The sequence below is a fragment of the Nostoc sp. NMS9 genome (assembly GCF_017114995.1).
Classification (GTDB): Bacteria; Cyanobacteriota; Cyanobacteriia; order Cyanobacteriales; family Nostocaceae; genus Nostoc.
Genome location: NZ_JABXKL010000060.1, coordinates 1 through 21,283, shown reverse-complemented (window position 1 = coordinate 21,283; position 21,283 = coordinate 1). Strand labels below are relative to the sequence as shown.

Here is a 21,283-nt window from a genome sequence, read left to right as displayed (position 1 = left end):
TCAAGTGGCGATGTCTGGCGACAAGTTGCTTGCGCCTACGCAAAACTCATTTAATTTTGACATTTTCCAGGTCAACTCGCCGTTGTGGAATGAGAGATTTTAAGTCAACTCCGATTGCTATAGAAACTCTTCACAAAGGAAAACGACAACTTAGTGTAGTTTTGACAGCTTATAGAGTGGGCATTGTAAAGCTTGGGTGTAGTCCGTTCTCAATAAAAAGTCGATGCAATGGCATTGTCGGTCGATACAATGGCATTGTTAGTCGATGCAATGGCATTGTTAGTTGATGTAATGGCATTGTTAGTCGATACAATGCCATTGCAAAAGGTTGCGTTTACATAACACGGCAATAAAAATACTAAACTGCAAAATGCCGTAATGAAAGCTTTTTATCCTCATCAAAGCAGTTTATGTACTTTTGATTTACAAAAATAGACAAAATTTAAATTTTTTTCAGAGAAAGTAGCAGTAACCTCAACATTATGAGTTAATTTTTTCACTCAGGAGAGTCTGCTGATGAAAGCTTTACTACTCTGGTCTATAAAAATGCTCAATTATTTCTGGATTTACTAGCAGACGATTGGTCTGGCAGTTTTTCGTTGCACAAATCCGCCATTATATTTTATGACAACGGCGGTAATCCTGCTAACTAACTACAAAATTATCTTTGCCCATGCAAATATCTATCTAAAAATAGATATAGCAAAAATAAAGCTAGTGGGATCGTAGCATCATCTCTGCAATGACCATCCAAAACCCGGATTTGTCAAAAGTAAAAAATTTTTCAACCAAAATTTAATTAGAGGACTACAGCAATGAAAGTACTCTTACTTTACCCCCGCTTTCCTAAAACGTTTTGGTCTTACGACGAATTCATGAAAATGGCAGGACTTAAAGCATTTATTCCACCGCTAGGGATTCTGACTGTTGCCGCTATGCTACCAACAGACTGGGAAGTTCGGTTTTATGACCGCAATGTTAACCAAGAAACAGATGCCGATTGGCAATGGTGCGACATCGTGATTCTTTCTGCCATGCTTGCACAGAAAGAAGACTTTCTCGCTCAAATTCACAAAGCAGCACAACTAGGGAAAAAAGTTGCTGTAGGTGGCCCTTATCCAACCTCAGTGCCAGAACCTGCCCAAAAAGCAGGAGCTAACTATTTGATTTTAGATGAAGGAGAGATTACAGTTCCGCAATTTTTAGATGCGATCGCTAAAGGTGAAGAACAAGGAACCTTTCGCGCTCTTGAAAAACCAGATGTAACCCAAAGCCCCATCCCTCGCTTTGATTTACTCAAGCGAGATGATTACTTAATGATGGCAATTCAGTTTTCTCGCGGTTGTCCTTTTGAATGCGAATTCTGTGACATCATCAATCTATACGGTCGCAAACCACGCACTAAAGAACCCAGTCAAACCCTAGCAGAACTCCAAACTCTTTATGACTTAGGCTGGCGCGGATCTCTGTTCGTAGTGGATGATAACTTCATTGGCAATAAACGCAATGTAAAACGTCTCTTACAAGAGTTAATTCCGTGGATGCAGGAACGCAATTATCCCTTCACCTTCTTGACTGAAGCATCCGTCAATCTAGCAGAAGATACTGAGCTATTAGAATTAATGGCTAAAGCTGGTTTCTACGCAGTCTTTTTGGGTATTGAAACACCAGATCAAGACAGCCTGCAAGTCACTCGCAAGTTTCAGAATACCCGCAATCCCTTATTAGAAGCCTGTCGTACTATCAATGAAGCTGGATTGTTAATCTATGCAGGATTTATCATTGGTTTTGATGGAGAAAAAACTGGTGCTGGGGAGCGAATTCAAGCTTTTGTTGAAGAAACAGGCATTCCTCAACCAATGCTAGGTATACTGCAAGCCCTTCCCAATACTACACTCTGGGAAAGACTAAAAAAAGAGGAGCGATTATTAGAAGGATTTGGAGGTTTGGAGGTGGGGGATCAGAATTCCTTAATGAATTTTGTTCCTAGCCGGCCGATGGCTGAAGTTGCTAAAGAATATTTAGAGGCAATTTGGAAAATATACGAACCTAAAAACTATCTCCGACGTTGTTTTGAACAATGCCTCAAGATTACACCTAATCCCCAACTACAGCAGACGATGTATTTTCCTCCTGGCAAAGGACTGCGACTACTTGCAAACTTGCTCTGGCGTCAAGGCTGGCAACGGCAAGAAATTCGTGGTCAATTTTGGCAACAGCTTTGGGCTATTCTCCGCACCAAGCCGCAATTTGTGAATATGTATTTGGGTTTATGTGCTGCTGGTGAGCATTTTTGGGAATACCGCCTTTTAGCCAGAGAGCGCATTACTGAGCAGTTAGGATTTGATCCCCTAACCACGCCTACCCCTGTTGAAAAACCATTAGTCACAATTTAAGAAAAGTCTAGCAGCAATATAGCGGATTTAAACTTGGTGAAGTACACAACCTAAATCTTAAAACCTGTTTTACTTCTGAATTTACCGAAACAATACCCTGTCACCATTGTTTGGCGACAGAGTATTATTCGCTCAACTCGTTGGCGTTTTTGGTGGCAATTGGTTGCGATCGCCTTCCAGAAACCGCATTTATTGTATGATTACTTCGTAGCATTGAGTTTAGGTGAACATTTCTTCAGCTTCCGTCATGAAGTGAAGGCGCAACTGGAAGTGTTAAAGCAACAGCAGCAAGTACAGAAGACAGAAAAAGCAAGTTATCAGTTGTCGCCTGTTAGTTGATTTTGGAGTAGAGACAGAATTAATTCTGTCTCTACTCCAAACTCATGATTTTTATGCCTTAGTTTAGAGGCGTTAACCTGTTGTCAAATTGGGAATAGGTGCTTTTTTTGGGTCGCTTAACAAAATCGCATTGCTCCCTGCTATACTATCTGAATTGCTTATCGGGGTTGTCGGCAGTTCAATTACAAGCGTTTATGGATATCTCAGGGCATTACAAACAGCTTTTCCAAACCTACGGCGACTCACCCCAGGCGTGCCAGTGGTCGAGCCGGGAGTCTCAGCGTCAGCGGTTGGCATACCTACTCGGCGTTGCGAGCGTCAACGGCATTCAGTCAACAACCAAAATCTTAGACTTCGGATGCGGAACAGGGGCACTCCCCGACTTCCTGCTAGACAAAAACATCCAAGCAAAGTACACGGGCGTCGATATCGTTGACGAATTCCTAGACTGCGGCAGGGCGAAGCATCCACACCAACGATTCTGCAAACAGTTTGACATTGAGCCGAACGAGACATTCGACTACATCTTTATCTCTGGCATATTCAACAACAACACTGGCAACAACGAACTGTTCTTTGAGACAACCTTGCGCTGGTGCTGGCAACATTGCAACCAGGCGATCGCCTTCAACCTGCTTTCGACCTACGTTGACTACCAAGAATTGGATCTGTGGTACAAAGCTCCTGAGCAAACAATTCAATTCATCAAGTCAGAATTCGGACATAGAACCCCGTTCCAAATGCTCAACGACTACGTGCTACCTCGCGGGGCAATACCCAGCGAATACACCGTCTACGTTTACAAGCAGCTGACACAATGAAACCCTCCAGGAAAATTTTCCTGGAGGGCAAGAACCTTACTAGCGAGGGAAAATAGGTGGTGGAGTAAAAAATTATTTGTTCGCGTATAATCTACGAGAACAAGAACTGCCAAAAAGGTTGCTTATACCTGAAGCAATACTGCTCGGTTCGCTCTTGTTTTATAACCTGACGGGGCGACGAAATAGGCTAAAAAGCCTTTCATTTTATAATTCTCATTGACTAGAAATTACCGCTTCTCATAGTTCTGTTTTATCCAGTTTTGGTATGCACCTGTACGCACAGAATCTACCCAAGCGGAGTTATTGAGATACCACTGAATTGTCTTGAATAGACCACTTTCAAAGTTTTCTTTTGGTTGCCAGCCTAAGTTCTGGTTAATCTTATTACAGTCAATTGCATACCTCTTATCATGACCTACATGGTCTTTTCCTCAAATAAATATCTCTATCTTAATTAATTATGATTTAAACGACAATAATATTAGGAGTTTTACTTTTCAATAAATGTCTAGCATCTTGCCCCATATTGGCAATCAGATCAAGCACTGAAACAGCGCCAAAAAAATCACCCCAAAGCTGTGGATAGGGGTCATAATCATAATTTTTATATTCTAGGAGGATACCATGCTCACGGAACATATTTTCATCTAGATACCCCTGAGCAGTTGGCCCTGATAGGTAAACTGTTGCTCCTAAGATCTGGAGTAACTGAATTAATCTTTCAGTTTTCTTGCCAGAAATAATATAATCATGAGACATTACTATAGGAGTGCTAATTTGCAAGTAGGAGCAGATAAGTTTAATTAGCCGGATATTAAGTTGGCTAATTGTGATATCTTCTGCGGCAATTCCTGCTTCCCAAATCTGGATCATATCCATAAAAAAAGGCGCAGATCCTAAAGACTCGTGGAGCAAACGATAGTGAGTATCTTGCCAATGTTTATCTGTTGCGATTAAAACTTGATCGATTGTCAGCCCCATCTTGGTTATTACTGGAACTGTTAACCACTTAAGACTTGTCTTAGTCTTAACTTGATTGCGATTGCGCCAACTCCCCTTAGAGTATTGAACATCATCGTAGATCACAAATAAATCTACACTGTCAATAAAATCAAAATACCCTCTCCAAGGAATGTAACTGGATTGAATTATGCCTACACGCTTTGCTATAGTAGGGTTTTTATTGGCGTTTAAAGTTTGTTTTGTCATTGCCGTTTCAGCTCCGTATTGTCTCGTAATCTTTTTCAAAAATCAAAGTGGAAGCCTTTTCCATAGGTGAGTATTATGGCTATGTTATGATAGGTTGGATTTAAATAAATTAGACTTCTCATTTTTTTGACCTGAATAGTTACAAACTATTAATGTAAAAATAATTAAGTTTTAATGACTTAGTATTCTATACACTATGTCAATGATTTCGGATACTTGATTCAATCCAACCCACAGTGGTAGCCTGACTAAGCGATCACTAAATAAATTAGTGATAGTCATAGAGCCATAAGTACAACCATACTTTATGCCAGCTGGGGAACTATGCAAAGGAACATAATGGAAGACAGAATTTATACCAAAAATCTGCAATTTTTCAATCAAAGTATTACGGCTTTCGAGGTTTGGTAAGAGTAAATAATACATGTGAGCATTATGCCGACATTCTATAGGGATAATGGGACGACGCACCTTACCTTGAGTTTCTAAATCGGCAAAAGCTTGATGGTATTGCTGCCAGATATCCATTCTTTTCTGGGTGATAGTCTCTATTGCTTCCATTTGTGCCCACAGAAAAGCTGCATTTATCTCACTAGGTAAGTAGGATGAACCAATATCTACCCAAGTGTATTTGTCTACCAATTCTCGGAAAAACTGGTTGCGGTTAGTGCCTTTTTCCCAGACAATCTCACTGCGTTCAATTAATTCTGGATGGTTAACTAACAAGGCACCGCCTTCACCACAAATCAGATTCTTCGTTTCATGGAAGCTGACAGCTGCCAAATGTCCAATACTTCCTAGCGATCGCCCTTTGTAAGTTGCATCTACCCCTTGTGCTGCATCCTCAATAATTAATAACTGGTAATGTTGGGCAATTTTGATAATTTCGTCCATTTCACAGCCTACTCCAGCATAATGTACTGGTACTATCGCTTTTGTTTTGCAAGTGATTGCCGCCTCAATTTTAGATTCATCAATATTTAGTGTATCTGGACGAATATCGACAAATGCTGGGACACCACCACGTAAAACGAAGGCATTAGCAGTAGATACAAAAGTATAGGACGGCATAATTACCTCATCTCCAGGCTGGATATCTGCAAGGATAGCTGCCATCTCTAATGCTGCTGTGCAAGAATGAGTTAATAGTGCCTTACAGCAACCAATTTTTGATTCTAACCAAGCATGACTTTTTTTGGTAAAATCACCGTTTCCAGAAAGATGACCCTTAGTAATTGCTTGCTGAATATAGTCAATTTCTTTAGATGTAGCGAATGGCTTATTAAAAGGTATGTTCATTAGGTGAATTACAGGAATTATCTTATAATTTCTTAGTTAGATCGAGTACCGATAATTAAAGCTGCAATAATTAATCCCAGACTTATAGTTTTTGATATTGTGATCGCTTCTTTGAAAAGGATAGAACTCATAAAAGTTACCAAAATAAATGTCAAACTCATAAATGGGTATGCATAACTAAGGGTAAATTTAGTTAAAGCAGCCATCCATGAAAGAGAAGCTAAAAAAGCAGCAAAAAAAGCACTCAATATCCAAGGGTTGATTATAAAACCCAAAAAAAAGTATATTTTTTCAATCATCTCACTTGGAATTGCTGCCAACAAATTGATCTGCCATTTAATAACAATTTGTCCATAAACCGTAAAAAAAATTGTAATAAATATATAGAAATGATACATCATAATTATTTAATTTGCCTATTTTAAATAATCTAAAAGTGGAAAGTAACTGAAGTATTTTTGGATTTAAATCCTATTCTTGAATATAAATTTAGAACAGAAGTGTTGTTAACTGAAATTAATGTTGTTGCTATTGATGCACCTTGTAAATATGAGCGATTAAACAACTATTTATTCAAGTATTGCACTCAGAACAATCAGATATCTAAATTACTATTAATTTCTGTACTATTCACATAATCATATGATGTTGATAGTCCGTATGTAAAATTTCTAATTAAGTAAAGAGGTCTTCTTTTAGTCTCATTAAAAGTTTTATTCAAATAAACACCGATGATTCCTAAAAGAGCGATAATAATTCCACAGAGAAAATACAAAGAAATAATCAGGCTACTCCAACCTGTAACCGTCGAACCGTAAAATAATGCGTTAATAAAAATATAAATACCGTATGTAAAAGCCAGAAAAGATATTAGAAAACCAAGCTTTATTGATAATCTGAGAGGTTTATCAGAATAAGCAATTACAACTTCGCTTGCCAGTTTCCACAGCTTACCAAAAGTGTATGTACTTTTTCCTGTCAGACGACTATCATGTTGAACGTCAATACTAGCAGTAGCAAAACCCATCCAGTTTATCAGAACACTAAAAGCTCTTAGTTGTTCACGTAGGAGACAAAAACTGTGTACAACTTTCCTAGAAAGAATACGAAGGTTTCCAACTTGCCCATCGTAATTAATATCTGCTAGATAGTTGAAAATTTTATAGAATAGCCAGGAAGTAAAGCGCTTAAGAATAAGGTCTTTTCGCTTACCTCTCCTAGTCAATACTATATCGTAGCCTTCTTGTGCTTTAGCATATAAACGAGGAATTTCTTCAGGACGCTCCTGCAAGTCACAGTCCATAACTACAACCCACTCTGCATTACAGTGATCTAAGCCAGCTGTAATACCATAGTGTTGCCCAAAGTTGCGACTCAATTGAATCCCTTTAACTCGCGGATCTTTTTTAGCTAATTCTACTATGATTTCCCAGGAGCGATCGCCTCCACAATCCTCAACTAAAATTATCTCAAAGTCTTCAGAAATAATTTCAATAGAGGCTTTTAATCTTTGATAAAGCTCATGTAAACAACCTTCAGCTTTATAGACAGGAATGACAACAGAAATATAAGCCAATGTTAAGTCCTCTGTAATTTTTCATTTTTGCAGACAGTATCTAAAGGATGTATTTGTTGTCATACTGTTCCCGAAGTGTAGTGAAGCATCTGTATATATGGGCTGGCAGATAAGCTAAATTTCATCTTTTTCTGGAACACTAATGTGTAGTCTATCCGAACCGTTCTCACCTAACCAACTGCGATTACCTAACCATTGCACATCACCAGATAACCAAGTCTTACTAAAAATAACTTTGTAGCCAGGTAGGTGAAGATCTTTCTCTGAAAGTATGACTGCCTTTTTTGTATTAATTATTTGGTGAATTTTTTTTGTTTCTTCAGGGTATGCTTGTTCGATTAAGGGCGTATAATATGATGAGATTTGAACTTTTGGTAAATTATTAATTACCATAGCAACAGAGTCTTGCGTATAATTTACTATGTAATGTGAATTTTGATATTTTGATATTTTTTGATATATTTCTCGATAAAATTCATAGTATTTTGGGCTTAAAATCTTTCCTCTAAAAATACTAATTTCTGTCGAAATAACTCCTTTACCCATCAACATATCTAATCTCCAAGGAATATAAGCAGCGCTTGTTGCTGAGGCTGAAAATATAAGACTACTTGCCCAAATAAAACAAATAGAAATTAATGGCAAAAGTATAATTATTTTAATCTTGCGACCAAGCCGTTGAGATATTTGAATAACGGAATAAATAATGACTCCAACGCCGAGGGATGAACTACCAGCGATTAATCTCAGAAAATCATATGAGCTAATTCCACTTAAGTATCCAAAAAGAGTAATTACACAAAGTTGCATTACAATAGCTTCATCTTGAGCTAATTTTTTCTTAAAAAGCAATTTATTTAAAAAATAAAATAGTGTGATCAAATTCCAACAAAAGATGATTGTAAAGAAAATTATTCTAGAGTCATGTATATCGTCTCCAAATGTAATAAACATCGATTGGAATAGGTCTTGCAGAAGATTTAAAATTGTTGCTTTTCCTACAATTTCTGACTTTGCGATTTGATTCTGAATCCAAAAGTCATCCAGAAGACTATTAGAGAATAAAAATAAGAAAAATAACAAGATTGGAAATATAAACCCCAAACTAAAAAATAAAACTCTTGAGGCAGTAGTTTTCTTAGTATTTTTTTGAAAAATAATTTCGGAACTAAAAAATAATACAAAGGGAGGCAATATAGCTTGAATTAATGAGTATCTACATAGCAAAGAAAATCCTAATAAGAGTCCAGATAAAAACACATTTTTCTTGTTATTTTTACTAAAAAGCATTAATATAGATAATATAAAAAATGTATGAGAGTAGTAATTTGACCAGGGAAATGTAATATATCCACTTAAAAGAAATATTAAAAAAGTCGAAAAAAAGGCTGCATATTTAGGCAAAAACTTTAAAAATATTTGAAATGATAAAAAAAGATTGAATGAATAAAATATACCAGTCGCTAGACCTATAGATATGAGCCTTTCTCCCAATAGAGTTAAAGAAAAGCTCTGAATCAAACTTGTCATAATTCCATAATCAGTTAATGTTTCTTTATAAGGAATTAAACCTCTTTTTAGATCGAGAGCTTGTACATACATTACTCCCCAATGCACACTATCAGAACTAAGAATTGATTCAATCCAGCTAAATCCCAAACTTAAGCAGCAAATTAGCAATACTGACAAATCAAAAACTATACCATTTCTAAAATTGATCAATTCAAACTTTTGTTTGTATTGGTTAGAAATTACGTCAGTAGTCGTCATGTTTATATATTCCTTAATTTTCACTAACTACGCATTCTTGCCACGAAAATTCAGTGACTGCTAAAGTAGACTCTGTGTTGGCAGAATTAAATGTTCAATATTGACTAAAACATTGAGAAAATTCTAAATAAGCGAAGCGATCGCACTCCAGGGATGAAGTATAGTTTCATCCTTAAATTCAGGCTGAATTCAAATTATTACGAATGATGGCAAGGTTTTTACTATCTTTTAATGCTTGTCTACTTAAGCATAAATAATTAAAGGCTTGTAGTAAGCGCTTACTACCAGCGATTTTTGTAATTTGGTTTATTCTCACTTATGCGCTTAACAATAATGCAAATCTATATAATTTAGCAAGCCAAAATTAATAGAGAATACTTATCAATAATTTTAGCAGCTATCAATTTTAAGTACTTTAAACTATTTATTACTTTTGATAGATGTTTAAATTATAATTTAATGTTTCAAATTGAAAAAATGGACAAATAAAGTATAAAGTATCACAATCATGAACCAAGGTTATTATTCTCCACAGTTGTTAATTTAATACAGTTGACTCGTCTGCGGAGTCCATCCATCAGTAAATGCAGCCCAGCAAGCATATCTTTACTTAGTTTGGTTTTTTTGCGCCAACTTACTTAACCCTCTTTTATTACTCTCTCCAGAGAGATTCGGAAAACCTTGCAGTGAATGTGATCTATCTAAATATAGAACTTATATAATCTTATCTTATAATTTATATCGTCTTGATAGTAAATTACTATGGACAAGCTATTGTTAAAGCCACTTATTCTTGATAATCTAATTGAATTTAAATGAAAATAAGTTGCAATAATCTAGCAAAATTTTCACAGCAGGCTATGATATTGTGTCAAAATCCTTCTAATACTCTGTTGCTAAATGTGGCAAGTATTTGGTAAATGCAAATTAAACTCCAATTAGTTGACGCTCCCACAGTTTTAATCTGTGGGATTCTCTAATTCATTCAGCCAAAGCCAACTTGTCAGGAGAGTTTCCCACCTAGATAGAGATTGTTCTGTCCAGCAGCGAAGAATTATGTACGCCTCTAGCCGTTTGCAATTGAGTTAACGATAATCATTCAGGCAAACTTTTAGAGGTTGTTTGAAAAGTTTTTCGCTGTGATTTTAGGTACTTTTAGATTCCCCCTAACCCCCCTTTATAAGCAGGGCTGTTTCATTCCCCAACGAGCTTTAAAAATCAAGGGTTCTAGCAATTAAAAATTGGTTATTTTGTTACCAGCGTGCCGATAAAATGAACTATTTTACTGTTGTTTAAGTGCTTAAAAGTTCATCTCATCGTCACCCTTCCTTACAATTTTCTCGCTAACCATCTTGACAAATCCGGTTTGAAATGGAATGAAACAGCCCTGCCCTTTTTAAGGGGGGAACCGGAATCAAAGTCTCCCTTTGTAAAGGAGATTTAGAAGGATCTAAAACTTTTGATACCGAGAAGAGGACTTTTCAAACATCCTCTTAAACTCGATTTACCTTTCTGCTAAACCCACTTGTCCTCCAATTAGCCTCAGAAACCCAGTTCCAAAGTGCTGAATCTCCAAAAAACTTGCTTGCTCAGCCGAGGTTTTGTAAATCCGAAATGTCTTCATAATTCCCAAGGTGGCAGCACTTTCTAAAGGCCCAACAAAGCTAATATCCCGATCAATAAAATAAGTTTGATTAGCCCAGTGAGCCATCTGATTTGCATTCAAAAAGTAGCAGCCTGCATGAGGGTTAAGGGCACGAATAAAGGTAATTGGTATATTCAGAATTGTACCCTTTAGTTCCTGTTGCTCCTGGATATTTTGAAAGGGAGCAGTTACTCGTAAAGCCAAATCACCATCAATATAAGCTTTGTGAACCAAACCGTGGAGAGAGACTTCATAACGATGTGGCTGGAGCAAGTTTAAGTCACCGGCTTGTTGGGTAAACCAGTTTAATTTTATAAAAAACCAAGGGTCATGGATAATTAAGTCATCTTCAAGAAAGCAGTAATAATCATACTGACCGAGACAACTTTGCAGAACAGCTTGGCACTCAAACCCCAAAAGTAGAGGTTCTGCATTGCTAGAATGATGTCTATATAAATGGGATGGTAAAGGAAGCTGATTCAGAAGATGATTATCTTTAGTTGTACAAATAACAATATCTAGTTCGTGAGACTGCGGCTGATTAACAGGAAAAGCTAGTCGTTGAGCAATGTTGATAATACTTTGAGATTTGCCAAATAATTGGTGTAAAGCGGTAATATTTTTAGTTAACGCCTCCAAGCGGGGTTGCGGGTCTTTGCGTTGGGAAGCATGACGACCTTCATTACTAGGTTTGAAAAAATGAGCAATAGTAAAAATAATTCGCATTTTAAATATCGGTTTTGTATTTATTTGTCATTTATCATTTGTCATTTGTCAATACTAATGATTCCTATAGTTCTTGCAAAAGTCGTTATTTTCAGGCTTTTCTTCACACTTTGGCGTGAAAAAAAATATTTATGGAAGAGGCTGATGACCAATGACCAATGACCAATGTCATCTAATTTCTGCGAAATCCTTTAGAACTTGGACGCTTTTTTAAACTATCAGAATTTTTCCCACCAAACATCCATTGCAAATGCTGTGGTAACAGTTTCGCCAAATCATAACGCTTCAGAATTGTCTCTCGCGCATTCGCACGAATTGCTTTCATTTCTTGAGGATGATTCAGCGCTTCTTCAATCCTATTAGCAATATTCTGGGGAGAAAAGAAATCTACCAGCAGTCCATTCACCCCATCCTGTACGACCTCCAAGACTGGCGAAGTCTTAGAAGCTATTAGTAAACATCCTGCTGCCATTACTTCTAACATTGACCAAGATAATACAAAAGGACGGGTTAAATAAACATGGGCAGAAGAAGCTTGCAAAACCTGAAGGTACTCATTGTAAGGAAGCCTATCTGTAAAATGCAGCCTCGATAAATCCAAAGATAATTTTTCTAGCATTAATTGTTTATAAGTCTGACCATCGGGGAGATTTTTACCATAAGCAACCCGATCTTCTCCCACGACTACTACATGGCACTTAGGTCGTCGCTGCTGAATTAGCGCTACCGTTTCCATAAACTGCGGAAAACCTCTATAAGGTTCCATTCCTCGTCCTACATAAGTTACCAACTCTTCCACATGAGAAAGATCCAGATTTATTCTTGGTAAAACTAACTTTGCGCCTGGTTTGGGAACAAAATATTTGGTATCAATACCATCATGAATTACAGTGAGTTTGCTATGATATTCTTTAGGAAATTGCTGACGCTGCCAATTTGTCGGAGAAAGACCGCGATCGCAGCTATATAAATCAGTTAAAATCGGTGCATTTTTCACGCGGATGCGGCATTCATCATCAGCAGTCAGTGGATCGTTGGGATCAAAATCTGCATCCGAACCATGAGCATGGTAAAACCACTCGAAATAACACAATAATTCTGCTTTGGGGAAAACATCTTTCATAAATAAAGTTGGCCCCCAACCAGAATGACCATAAACTATATTTGGAACGAAACCCTCAGCCTTTAATTTTTCTGCCACGCGATAGAGAGCCTGTGCGGTGAGAACAGCATTTTCCAGGTTGCGAACGTAGTGGTGAGTTTGAGGCGCCGCTTCACGAGAAGGAGTATAAATAGCTTTAAAAACGCCAGGTATTTCCCCTTCCTGACGATTTGTCCCAAAGACGACTTGGCAATTAGGATCTTTACCTAAAACTGTCGCTAGGTTGCGAAATTGTGAGGGAAAATTGGGATGTAAAAATAAAATTTTCATTGGAATAATCTTGATTAACTTATTGCGACGATAAAATAAATTAAGACAAGCTGCTTAAGATTATAAGATTATTTCTCACAACTTTTAGCAAGTAAATTTAGATAAATGGTTGCCCGAAAATGCGAAAATAATCGCAAATTCGTGTTATGACCATGAAATTTCTTGGCATTGATTTAGGCTGGCGATCGCAACCAAGTGGACTATGCTGTTTAGAATGGATAGATGAACAACTGCAACTACTTGATTTAGATCGCAAAGAAGCCATTGCAGACATTCTCACCTGGATTGATCAGAGCGTACAACCAAACGAACCAGCCGTCATTGCCGTAGATGCACCTACCCTGATACCCAACGCTAACGGGAGTCGCCTCCCCGACAAACTCAGCCACAAATACTTTGGCAAATATCATGCGGGATGCTACCCAGCTAATCAAAACCTACCCTTTGCAGATCGCACCATCAACTTTGGCTTAGAATTAGAATCACGCGGTTTTGCACACGCCCCCACCATCGAACCGCAAAAACTCAGCAGATATCAAATAGAAGTCTTCCCCCACCCAGCAATCGTTAACCTATTCAACTTAGAACGCATCCTCAAATACAAAAAAGGACGCCTCAGTGAGCGCCGCCTAGAACTAATTAAACTCCAAAATTATCTTCTCGATATCCTCCCCTCCTTCTCTCCTCCTCTGCGCCTTGGTGGTAGCCTACGGGAAGCGGCTGGTGCGTCTACGTTTCTTCTTGAAATCCCCACCACAGGCGCAACCCTCAAAGCAGTTGAAGATAAACTAGATAGCTTAATTTGCGCTTATATTGCAGCTTATTGGTGGTATTGGGGAGAAGAACGTAACTTAGTATTAGGCGATCATACTACTGGCTACATTATCGTCCCCCAAAGAGTGTTATAAGGAAAGGAAAAGGAATAGGTTTTAGCGTTAGGACTGATACAGTTGACAAGTCATTTAGCTAAAATCAGGTTTCATATTTTTGTAATCTGGTAAGATTGAAATCGAGGAGGTTTTATGCAAGGAGTTAGTTCTAACTTAAGTTTAAAAGAGCTTTATGAAATTGACGATCATCTTTGGTTAGAGGAAACAATCAAGCTATTAAAAGCTAACCATTTAGAAGAATTAGATTTAGAAAACTTAATTGAGGAGCTAGAAAATTTGGGTCGTAGAGACAAAGCCAAGGTTGCTAGTTTATTAGAACAAATTATTAGACATTTTTTATTACTGCAATATTGGACAGAAGAATTTCAATATAATTATGGACATAGGAAAGCAGAAATTAGAAGTTTCAGGAATCAATTAAAACGTAATTTGACAACGAATTTATATCAATACTTAGAAAAGGAATTAGCATCAATTTATGATGATGCTTTAGGATATGTAATTGAGAAAACTGAGGGAAAATTAGATAACTTGCCTCAATATTGTACTTATACCTTAGAACAGCTACTAGATATTAATTATCTACCTGAAAATATTTAATATAAAAGGCGTTGCTAAACTTAAATCAGCAACGCCTAATCTTGAGTATTCAATAACTACTCAGCACTCTTATTCTGCCCAAGCAATTAACCTTGGTTCATAGGGATTAGCCAGATTTTGATTTTTCGGCAATACACGCAAGGACAAGCCTTGTAAACCAGAAGCGGTATAGATGATATTACCAGTGTAAATACTCAATTGCTGTCCATCTTCGCCTTGGTAATCCATCACCACTGGCACAGCATTGACAATCTCACCATTGGCATCGATCGCACCTTGATATAACTCCACCTGCACATCATCATTGGTCAAAGTTGCCAAGTCAACCTTAGCTTTGACAGCAACGGTTTGGTTAACCTCAATGTCTGAAGCTGCCGATACGTTAACATCTTTGATTCTGATATTGAACCAGTGTTCGCTCAGTTTTTCTTTCCAAGCGGCTAGTTCTTTCGCTGGGGCATAGTTATCAACAGTCAGGGTATGATAGCGATCGCTAGCTGGGAAATAAGCCCTTTGGGCATATTCTCCTACCATCCGCGCTGTATTAAAGAATGGACAATTCAACCGAATTGCATCCTTCATTTTGGCAACCCACGGACGCGGCAAACCATCAGTATCCCGATGTTCATAAAATAGCGGTACAACTTCCTTCTCTAACAACTCGTAGAGAGCATTTGCTTCTACTTCATCTTGGTAGTTAGGATCGTCGTAATTCTCTCCATGTCCAATCGCCCAGCCTGTGCGGACGTAATCAGCTTCATCCCACCAGCCATCTAGCACACTTAAATTTGGCAATCCATTCATTGCGGCTTTCATGCCACTAGTACCAGAGGCTTCCCGTGGACGACGCGGTGTATTTAACCAGATATCGCAACCCGCAACCATCAACCGGGAGATGTGAATGTCGTAGTTGGGAACAAACACTACCTGTTTTTCTAAATGCTGTTCGCGGATAAAGTGATTGATCTCGCGGATCAGTTCTTTACCGGGGATATCCTTGGGATGTGCCTTACCAGCAATCACAAATTGCACTTTCCGGTCTTTGTTAGCCAGCAGAAGCCGCTTAATGCGATCCAAATCGCGCATCCAGAGGGTAGCGCGTTTGTAGGTGGCAAAGCGACGGGCAAAGCCAATGGTGAAAGCGTAAGGATCTAAAACTTCTTGAGCTTGGACAATTTCGGAGGCGGAAGCGCCGCGATCGGTCAAATGCTTGACCAAATGCTCCCGCACATACAAAATCATATCTAAGCGGCAGCGTTCGTGATTGCGCCACAATTCTTCATCGGGTATGGCGTCCATTCGCTCCCACAATGGGCTATCTGGTGGTGCTGATGACCAATTTGGGCCGAGGTAGCGATCGTACAATTCTTGAGTCGATTTGGCCACACAACTCCGAGCATGGACACCATTAGTAATTGCTGCGATCGGCACTTCCTCCACTGGCACATTCTTCCATAAGCCCTGGAACATTTGACGCGACACCACACCATGCAATTGTGCGACACCGTTAGAAAATGTTGCCATTTTCAGCGCCAGCACCGCCATACTGAAAGGCCCAGATAAATCGCCTGTATTCTCGCGCCCCAGCCCTAAAAATTGCTCTTTGGGCAGCCCAAATATCTCTGCATAATATCCCAGGTAGTGCAGCATTTTGTCGGGAGCGAACAAGTCAATTCCTGCCGGTACTGGCGTGTGGGTGGTAAAGATATTGCTGGAAGCTACCACTTGTTTAGCTTGGACATAATTCAGTCCCTCTTCTTGAATCAGCAAGCGGATGCGTTCTAAGGCAGAGAAGGCAGCGTGGCCTTCATTCATGTGGTAAGCAGTAACTTTCAGCCCCAAAGCTTTGAGCATTTGCACACCACCGATCCCCAGCATAATTTCCTGGTGGATACGCATATCGATATCGCCACCATACAGCTGATCTGTGATGTCGTGGTCGTAAGTGTTGTTCGGTTCAATGTTGGTATCCATCAGATACAAGGGAACCGTTCCTACCTGTACGCGCCAAACTCTGGCATATACCTTGCGTCCTGGATAATCTACTGCAATCCGCAGTTCAGAACCATCGGCATTGCGCTCTAGATGCAAGGGCATATTATAGAAATCGTTGAGCAGGTAGCGTTCTTGCTGCCAACCATCGGCATTGAGATACTGGGCAAAGTAGCCTTGCTGATAGAGCAAACCTACACCTACAAGCGGTAAACCCAAGTCACTGGCAGATTTGAGGTGATCCCCCGCCAGAACACCCAAGCCTCCAGAATAGACGGGCAAACAATCTACAAGTCCAAATTCCGCCGAAAAATAGGCGTAGCATTCTTTGGGTTTTTGCTCCCGTTGTTTCTGATACCAGGTGCGCTCTTGCAAATAATCGTCTAACTGACGGTCAGCTCGATCCATTTGCGCTAAAAAGCCTTCATCTTCGACAACTTCCAGAAGTCGCGATTGAGAGATTGTACCCAACATTAACACTGGGTTATGATGACTAGACTCCCACAGGTCAGAGTCTAAGCGACGGAATAAATCTTTGGTATCAACGTTCCAATCCCAGTGCAAGTTATATGCCAGCCGCCGTAGTGGTTCGAGTCGCGGCGGTAGTGAAGGGGATACGTTAAATGTGCGAATTGGCTGCATAGGTTGGCAAAACTCCAAGTTTAGCTATGGTTATTGTTTATTCTCTTTACCAATGTTGCCAATTCTTTATACTGTAGTTTGTGAAAAAGCGATGACTTTGTTAAGCATTGAGAATTATTTTTAACCTCGTTGCTAAAGTTTACACCAAGGTGTTTCTAATTCTATGCCTTACTCTGAGCCATGTACTTGGTATATTAAGATTTAATCATTTACTGGCATGTATCATTAAAAAAAATCTAGTTTTGAATAAATAATTTATATTTATTTTAGTATTGCTTCCGGGGATCAATCGAGAGTTTGGGCTGAGGGTAAAAATTCCCCATAGCTGTGTCCAGTAAAGTGAAATTTTTTAATTATTTTTTAATAAAATTGCGCTGTCAAAGAAGGCAGTCCCAATGAAACGAGTTTCAAAAGCCTTGCATGAAAATCTTCTAAAGACTGGGATTTTTACTCAGCACTGGCTCAACGCCCCGCTACCGCTAACAGCACTTTCAAGCCAGGAGGCAGAAGGGAAACCCCATAAAGAATCGGATGAAAGCGCTACCAAGCAGTTAATCAAGATAAAGCGATGCCTGCGGTGGTCACTGACTTGTACTGAGCGCAGTCGAAGTAGCTTTGCCGTTCGCGTGGTCACTGAGCGTAGTCAAAGCGCAGCGTCTCGTAGAGAAGTGGGGGCTACGCCTACGCTAACTACTTGGTATGAAATATTTGCACTAAATCAGGAAAATAACTTTTAAAGGTGTTATTTTATGCACCTAGTGAAGGCTGATCTTTAGTATTTTTTGTCATTGTCAGAGCTATAGCTGCTGCATAAGCGAGTTCCGCTGCCATTTGATAAGCAAGTTTGATACTTGATGAAGTGTCCTTAGCTTTAGGAGAGGGGGAAGCTTTTTTTCGGCGCGACTCTTGTTTGACATCACCTGCTGCAATAGCTCGTTGTAAAATGATCCAGGCATCTAGGTCTTCTGAATCATAATTACTTTGAAGTTGCGATCGCAGTTGATCTTCGGCTACAACACTCAGATAGCCGATAGTTAGAGCTTCTTGTACAATTTCTTTAATTAAAGCCATAATTTGAACCAAGTGTGTGAGTTAAAACCGATACCTCAATTTGGGAAATTAGATGTTTTTTTGTAGATTTATCCTCGAAACTAAGCTACTTTTAGCTTTCTTTAAATAAAATTTATAACGAGTAGTACCAAGCACGCATCACCCGCTTGGCTCACCCGAATGGGTGATTTATAAATTTTTAGATACAAGTAATAGGGAAGAGAAAAATTTTCAGCTACTTTGGCTTTTTAACGAAGAGGGTGTCACAACTATAGTAGATATCATTCTGAGTTTAACGCCCAATTAGAAACCAATTATAAAATAGTAAGGATAGGAATATAGACCAAAATGCCAATACCTACTTACAACATTTTTAAATCTCCCTCATTAATGGATGCTATCTAAGTGTATAAAAACATTTTAGAGTAGCATGGGCTTTGCCCACCCTAGGCATCGCTCTAGTAAAAAAGTTAACTTATTTCCACCATTATCATCAACAATAAACCTGGAAATAAACTTATTTCATGAGAGTGTTCCACTAAAAATAAAATATGTTATCGTTAAAAACAATTGTTATTAAAAACCATTCATGTCATTACAAACGTGAATTGGCTAGTCTGTAAATCATCCGTGTGCAACATGATTGGAGCAGCATACTCTAGAAATTCGTTGCAAGAAAGCCGTCATAGCAGTCGGGGAAGCGCTTACTTGTTTGCACCGATGGTTAACTTCAATGTGATGGCTGATGTGGGAGATAATCCACCCTAATTGGATTTTATTTGGGCAAAAACACCCAGAAAAAATCCAACAATAATTACATTGTTATGCTAGGCAAAAATTTTATCTAAACTTTGAATATAGTCTAGTTAAATGTATTTTTTGTTGCAAAATAGCTTGTGAAACTGAATTGTTTCAAAAAACTAAAACCGCTTGAGAGGAAATAGCCTCAAGACAAACAACACTATCCGTATTTGCTTTAGGAGTGCTGTTAGCGGTAGCAAGCGAGCTTTTCAAATTTGCCAGAGAACCAAAACAGTAGCTTATCTAAACCAGCAAATTTTCCATCAGACAATTTAAGAGTCTAACTTTTGACCCAGCAATGCACTGAAATTGTTTTGTTAATTGATTTTGTGAAAAAGAAGCCAAAGTTTTACGTACATATAGTACAAAAGCTGCTAGCGACTTAACACAACTGTGCATATTACTTGAGCAATTCTACACACCCAGCCTCAAGAATTGCTTGCATAGTCAAAGCCAGACTTTGGTTTTTCAAATGTTGGAAAACCATCTAAAAATCTTGGGGAATTTTGGTTGATACTGCTACCTTAGCTCATGTATTAATACACACAGAGCCTATTGGTATTGGCAGAAGATTAGGATACAGCCAAAACAACTTGAAACACTGTCAACAACAATTGATTAAAGAGATATGTAGCCATGCAGAACGAGCAATATTTTTCCAAATTGCAGCGCGTGCAAGAACTTTTAGTAACTACAGTGTTAGGAGATATTCCAACACTTCTTCTTGGCCCAAAGTTGCGTAATTTAGGATATCGTAGTATTTTTGCCCAGATAGATAGCCCCGTGTATATTCAAAATGGTGTTGAATTTAACGGTACTTCTTGTATTGAGATCAGCGCAGGAGTCTATATTTTTAAGGGTGTGCGAATGGATGCGAGAGGACACAAAAATAATAGAATTCATGTAGGAAATAGAGTGGCAATTGAGCGTAACGTTGATATCGGGTCTTTGGAAGATACGTGTATACATATTGATGAAGACACCTTCATTGCTCCCAATGTGTCTATTGAGGGGCCAGGAGACATTAAAATTGGTAAACACTGCTTGATTGCTGCCCATTCAGGGATATATGCCAATAATCATAATTTTGCCGATCCGATGGAGCTGATTAAATACCAAGGTGTTACTCGCAAGGGAATTGTGATTGAGGATGATTGTTGGCTAGGACATGGAGTAACAGTATTAGATGGCGTTACTATCGGCAAAGGCAGTGTTATTGGTGCGGGAGCAGTTGTTAATAGAGATATTCCTCCTTTTTCCGTTGCTGTCGGCATACCTGCACAAGTAATCAAAAACCGAATTGGCAAAGATATAGCAAAGCTTCAAGTTGAGAAATAGGGTATTAGGGATTGGGGATTGGGTATGGGGCATGGGGAATAGTAACTATCCCCTGTAACCTGTTGCTTTTTTTGGGAAATCTTTGCCATCAGTCAACGTCACAAGGGTAAACGTCTCTGAGTTACTTTCTTAAGGGCATCTACAAGTCAGACAACTGACATCTTGTACGTTATCAATAACCGTAGGGTAGACATTATCACCAAGAAGTATAGGACGGATCTTGGAAGCTCAAACTTAATAGAAGGAATTATCAAGCAAGTATCATTCTATGTCACTGTTTACCGGGAAACTGCGGACAAGAGGCGCAATATCTATACGTTCTCTGCCCATCCCTGGATTAGCCAGAAGTTCGTCAAATTTCCCGGTGATTTTGCTAATCAGGACATCTGCTGCGCTTTCATTGTTTTGGGAGACGTATAACCAAATCTCAATCAGGTCGGCTTTGGCTTCATTCGTAACTCGTAACTGCTTCATTTTTTAGTGCTTATCTTGTGTATAATTCTGCCGCAGCCGTCCCGTCGCCTTAATTTCATCCGCAAGTTCATCTGAAGAAGCGTAAGTAGTAAATTCTCCCTGCGATATTTGATTTATTCCTCGTTGAACCTCACGGCACAACTCCTGTAGTCTAAGTTTGCGTATGTCTTCACGTTCCTTCAGAAGCCTTAATCCGTCACGGATGACCTCACTTTGCGATTGATATATCCCTCTTCTGTCACTTTCCGGTTATTCTGAATAAAAGAATAAAAAAAGAAAACCC

General features: G+C 38.8%; 19 protein-coding genes and 1 pseudogene. 8 read left to right on the top strand and 12 right to left on the bottom strand.

From position 1 onward, the window contains the following. The first annotated feature begins 815 nt into the window (after positions 1-815). The 3 genes from HWQ40_RS18020 (at position 816) to HWQ40_RS35655 (ending at position 3,556) form a co-directional block, all read left to right on the top strand. Positions 816-2,396, top strand: a complete 1,581-nt coding sequence (locus HWQ40_RS18020) for a B12-binding domain-containing radical SAM protein (protein ID WP_292780050.1) — start codon at positions 816-818, stop codon at positions 2,394-2,396. A gap of 54 nt (positions 2,397-2,450) precedes the next feature. Continuing rightward, positions 2,451-2,735, top strand: coding sequence for a DUF4070 domain-containing protein (locus HWQ40_RS18015; protein WP_366934004.1), 285 nt, complete (start codon positions 2,451-2,453; stop codon positions 2,733-2,735). Positions 2,736-2,929: 194 nt separating this feature from the next. Further along, on the top strand, positions 2,930-3,556 hold the full coding sequence (locus HWQ40_RS35655) for a class I SAM-dependent methyltransferase (protein ID WP_366934003.1): 627 nt from the start codon (positions 2,930-2,932) through the stop codon (positions 3,554-3,556). 227 nt (positions 3,557-3,783) lie between these two features. Here HWQ40_RS35655 and HWQ40_RS18005 read toward each other — a convergent pair. From HWQ40_RS18005 to HWQ40_RS17970, 8 genes and pseudogenes are all read right to left on the bottom strand, one after another. Next, positions 3,784-3,984: pseudogene (locus tag HWQ40_RS18005) on the bottom strand (dTDP-glucose 4,6-dehydratase); the annotation flags it as partial. A gap of 37 nt (positions 3,985-4,021) precedes the next feature. After that, positions 4,022-4,765, bottom strand: a complete 744-nt coding sequence (locus HWQ40_RS18000) for a WbqC family protein (protein WP_292780046.1) — start codon at positions 4,763-4,765, stop codon at positions 4,022-4,024. 171 nt (positions 4,766-4,936) lie between these two features. After that, positions 4,937-6,064 carry a dTDP-4-amino-4,6-dideoxygalactose transaminase gene (gene rffA, locus HWQ40_RS17995; RefSeq protein WP_292780044.1) on the bottom strand — a complete coding sequence of 376 codons (1,128 nt, stop codon included), beginning with the start codon at positions 6,062-6,064 and terminating at the stop codon, positions 4,937-4,939. A 32-nt stretch (positions 6,065-6,096) separates the two neighbouring features. Continuing rightward, entirely contained in the window at positions 6,097-6,384 is a 288-nt protein-coding gene (locus tag HWQ40_RS17990; RefSeq protein WP_292780042.1) for an EamA family transporter, read from the bottom strand. A gap of 275 nt (positions 6,385-6,659) precedes the next feature. Further along, on the bottom strand, positions 6,660-7,640 hold the full coding sequence (locus HWQ40_RS17985) for a glycosyltransferase family 2 protein (protein ID WP_292780041.1): 981 nt from the start codon (positions 7,638-7,640) through the stop codon (positions 6,660-6,662). A 114-nt stretch (positions 7,641-7,754) separates the two neighbouring features. Continuing rightward, positions 7,755-9,410, bottom strand: coding sequence for a hypothetical protein (locus HWQ40_RS17980; protein ID WP_292780039.1), 1,656 nt, complete (start codon positions 9,408-9,410; stop codon positions 7,755-7,757). Positions 9,411-10,914: 1,504 nt separating this feature from the next. Beyond that, positions 10,915-11,781: a calcium-binding protein gene (locus HWQ40_RS17975; protein ID WP_292780037.1), complete on the bottom strand. Its 867-nt coding sequence runs from the start codon at positions 11,779-11,781 to the stop codon at positions 10,915-10,917. A 172-nt stretch (positions 11,782-11,953) separates the two neighbouring features. Further along, positions 11,954-13,213, bottom strand: a complete 1,260-nt coding sequence (locus HWQ40_RS17970) for a glycosyltransferase family 4 protein (RefSeq protein WP_292780036.1) — start codon at positions 13,211-13,213, stop codon at positions 11,954-11,956. A 152-nt stretch (positions 13,214-13,365) separates the two neighbouring features. Here HWQ40_RS17970 and HWQ40_RS17965 point away from each other — a divergent pair, with 152 nt between their 5' ends. Further along, entirely contained in the window at positions 13,366-14,121 is a 756-nt protein-coding gene (locus tag HWQ40_RS17965) for a DUF429 domain-containing protein (RefSeq protein ID WP_292780176.1), read from the top strand. 114 nt (positions 14,122-14,235) lie between these two features. After that, entirely contained in the window at positions 14,236-14,703 is a 468-nt protein-coding gene (locus HWQ40_RS17960; protein WP_292780035.1) for a DUF29 domain-containing protein, read from the top strand. Positions 14,704-14,772: 69 nt separating this feature from the next. On the opposite strand, the gene glgP is transcribed toward HWQ40_RS17960, so the two are convergent. Continuing rightward, positions 14,773-17,337: an alpha-glucan family phosphorylase gene (gene glgP, locus HWQ40_RS17955; protein ID WP_292780034.1), complete on the bottom strand. Its 2,565-nt coding sequence runs from the start codon at positions 17,335-17,337 to the stop codon at positions 14,773-14,775. Positions 17,338-17,732: 395 nt separating this feature from the next. On the opposite strand from glgP, the gene HWQ40_RS17950 reads away from it, so the two are divergent. Continuing rightward, positions 17,733-18,074: a hypothetical protein gene (locus HWQ40_RS17950; RefSeq protein ID WP_292780033.1), complete on the top strand. Its 342-nt coding sequence runs from the start codon at positions 17,733-17,735 to the stop codon at positions 18,072-18,074. A 10-nt stretch (positions 18,075-18,084) separates the two neighbouring features. Here HWQ40_RS17950 and HWQ40_RS17945 read toward each other — a convergent pair whose 3' ends face one another. Beyond that, the gene (locus tag HWQ40_RS17945; RefSeq protein WP_292780032.1) at positions 18,085-18,408 is read right to left on the bottom strand and encodes a hypothetical protein; all 324 of its coding nucleotides are present in this window, start codon (positions 18,406-18,408) and stop codon (positions 18,085-18,087) included. A gap of 618 nt (positions 18,409-19,026) precedes the next feature. Between HWQ40_RS17945 and HWQ40_RS17940 the strand changes: the two genes are divergently transcribed. Both HWQ40_RS17940 and HWQ40_RS17935 read left to right on the top strand, forming a co-directional pair. Then, positions 19,027-19,155, top strand: a complete 129-nt coding sequence (locus HWQ40_RS17940; RefSeq protein ID WP_256091202.1) for a hypothetical protein — start codon at positions 19,027-19,029, stop codon at positions 19,153-19,155. 669 nt (positions 19,156-19,824) lie between these two features. Then, positions 19,825-20,526, top strand: coding sequence for an acyltransferase (locus HWQ40_RS17935; protein WP_292780031.1), 702 nt, complete (start codon positions 19,825-19,827; stop codon positions 20,524-20,526). Between the two features lie 261 nt (positions 20,527-20,787). Here HWQ40_RS17935 and HWQ40_RS17930 read toward each other — a convergent pair whose 3' ends face one another. Next, positions 20,788-21,000 (bottom strand): type II toxin-antitoxin system RelE/ParE family toxin, encoded by a 213-nt coding sequence (locus HWQ40_RS17930; RefSeq protein WP_292780029.1) that lies wholly within the window; start codon positions 20,998-21,000, stop codon positions 20,788-20,790. A gap of 3 nt (positions 21,001-21,003) precedes the next feature. After that, positions 21,004-21,228, bottom strand: a complete 225-nt coding sequence (locus tag HWQ40_RS17925; protein ID WP_292780174.1) for a type II toxin-antitoxin system ParD family antitoxin — start codon at positions 21,226-21,228, stop codon at positions 21,004-21,006. Positions 21,229-21,283 lie beyond the last annotated feature (55 nt).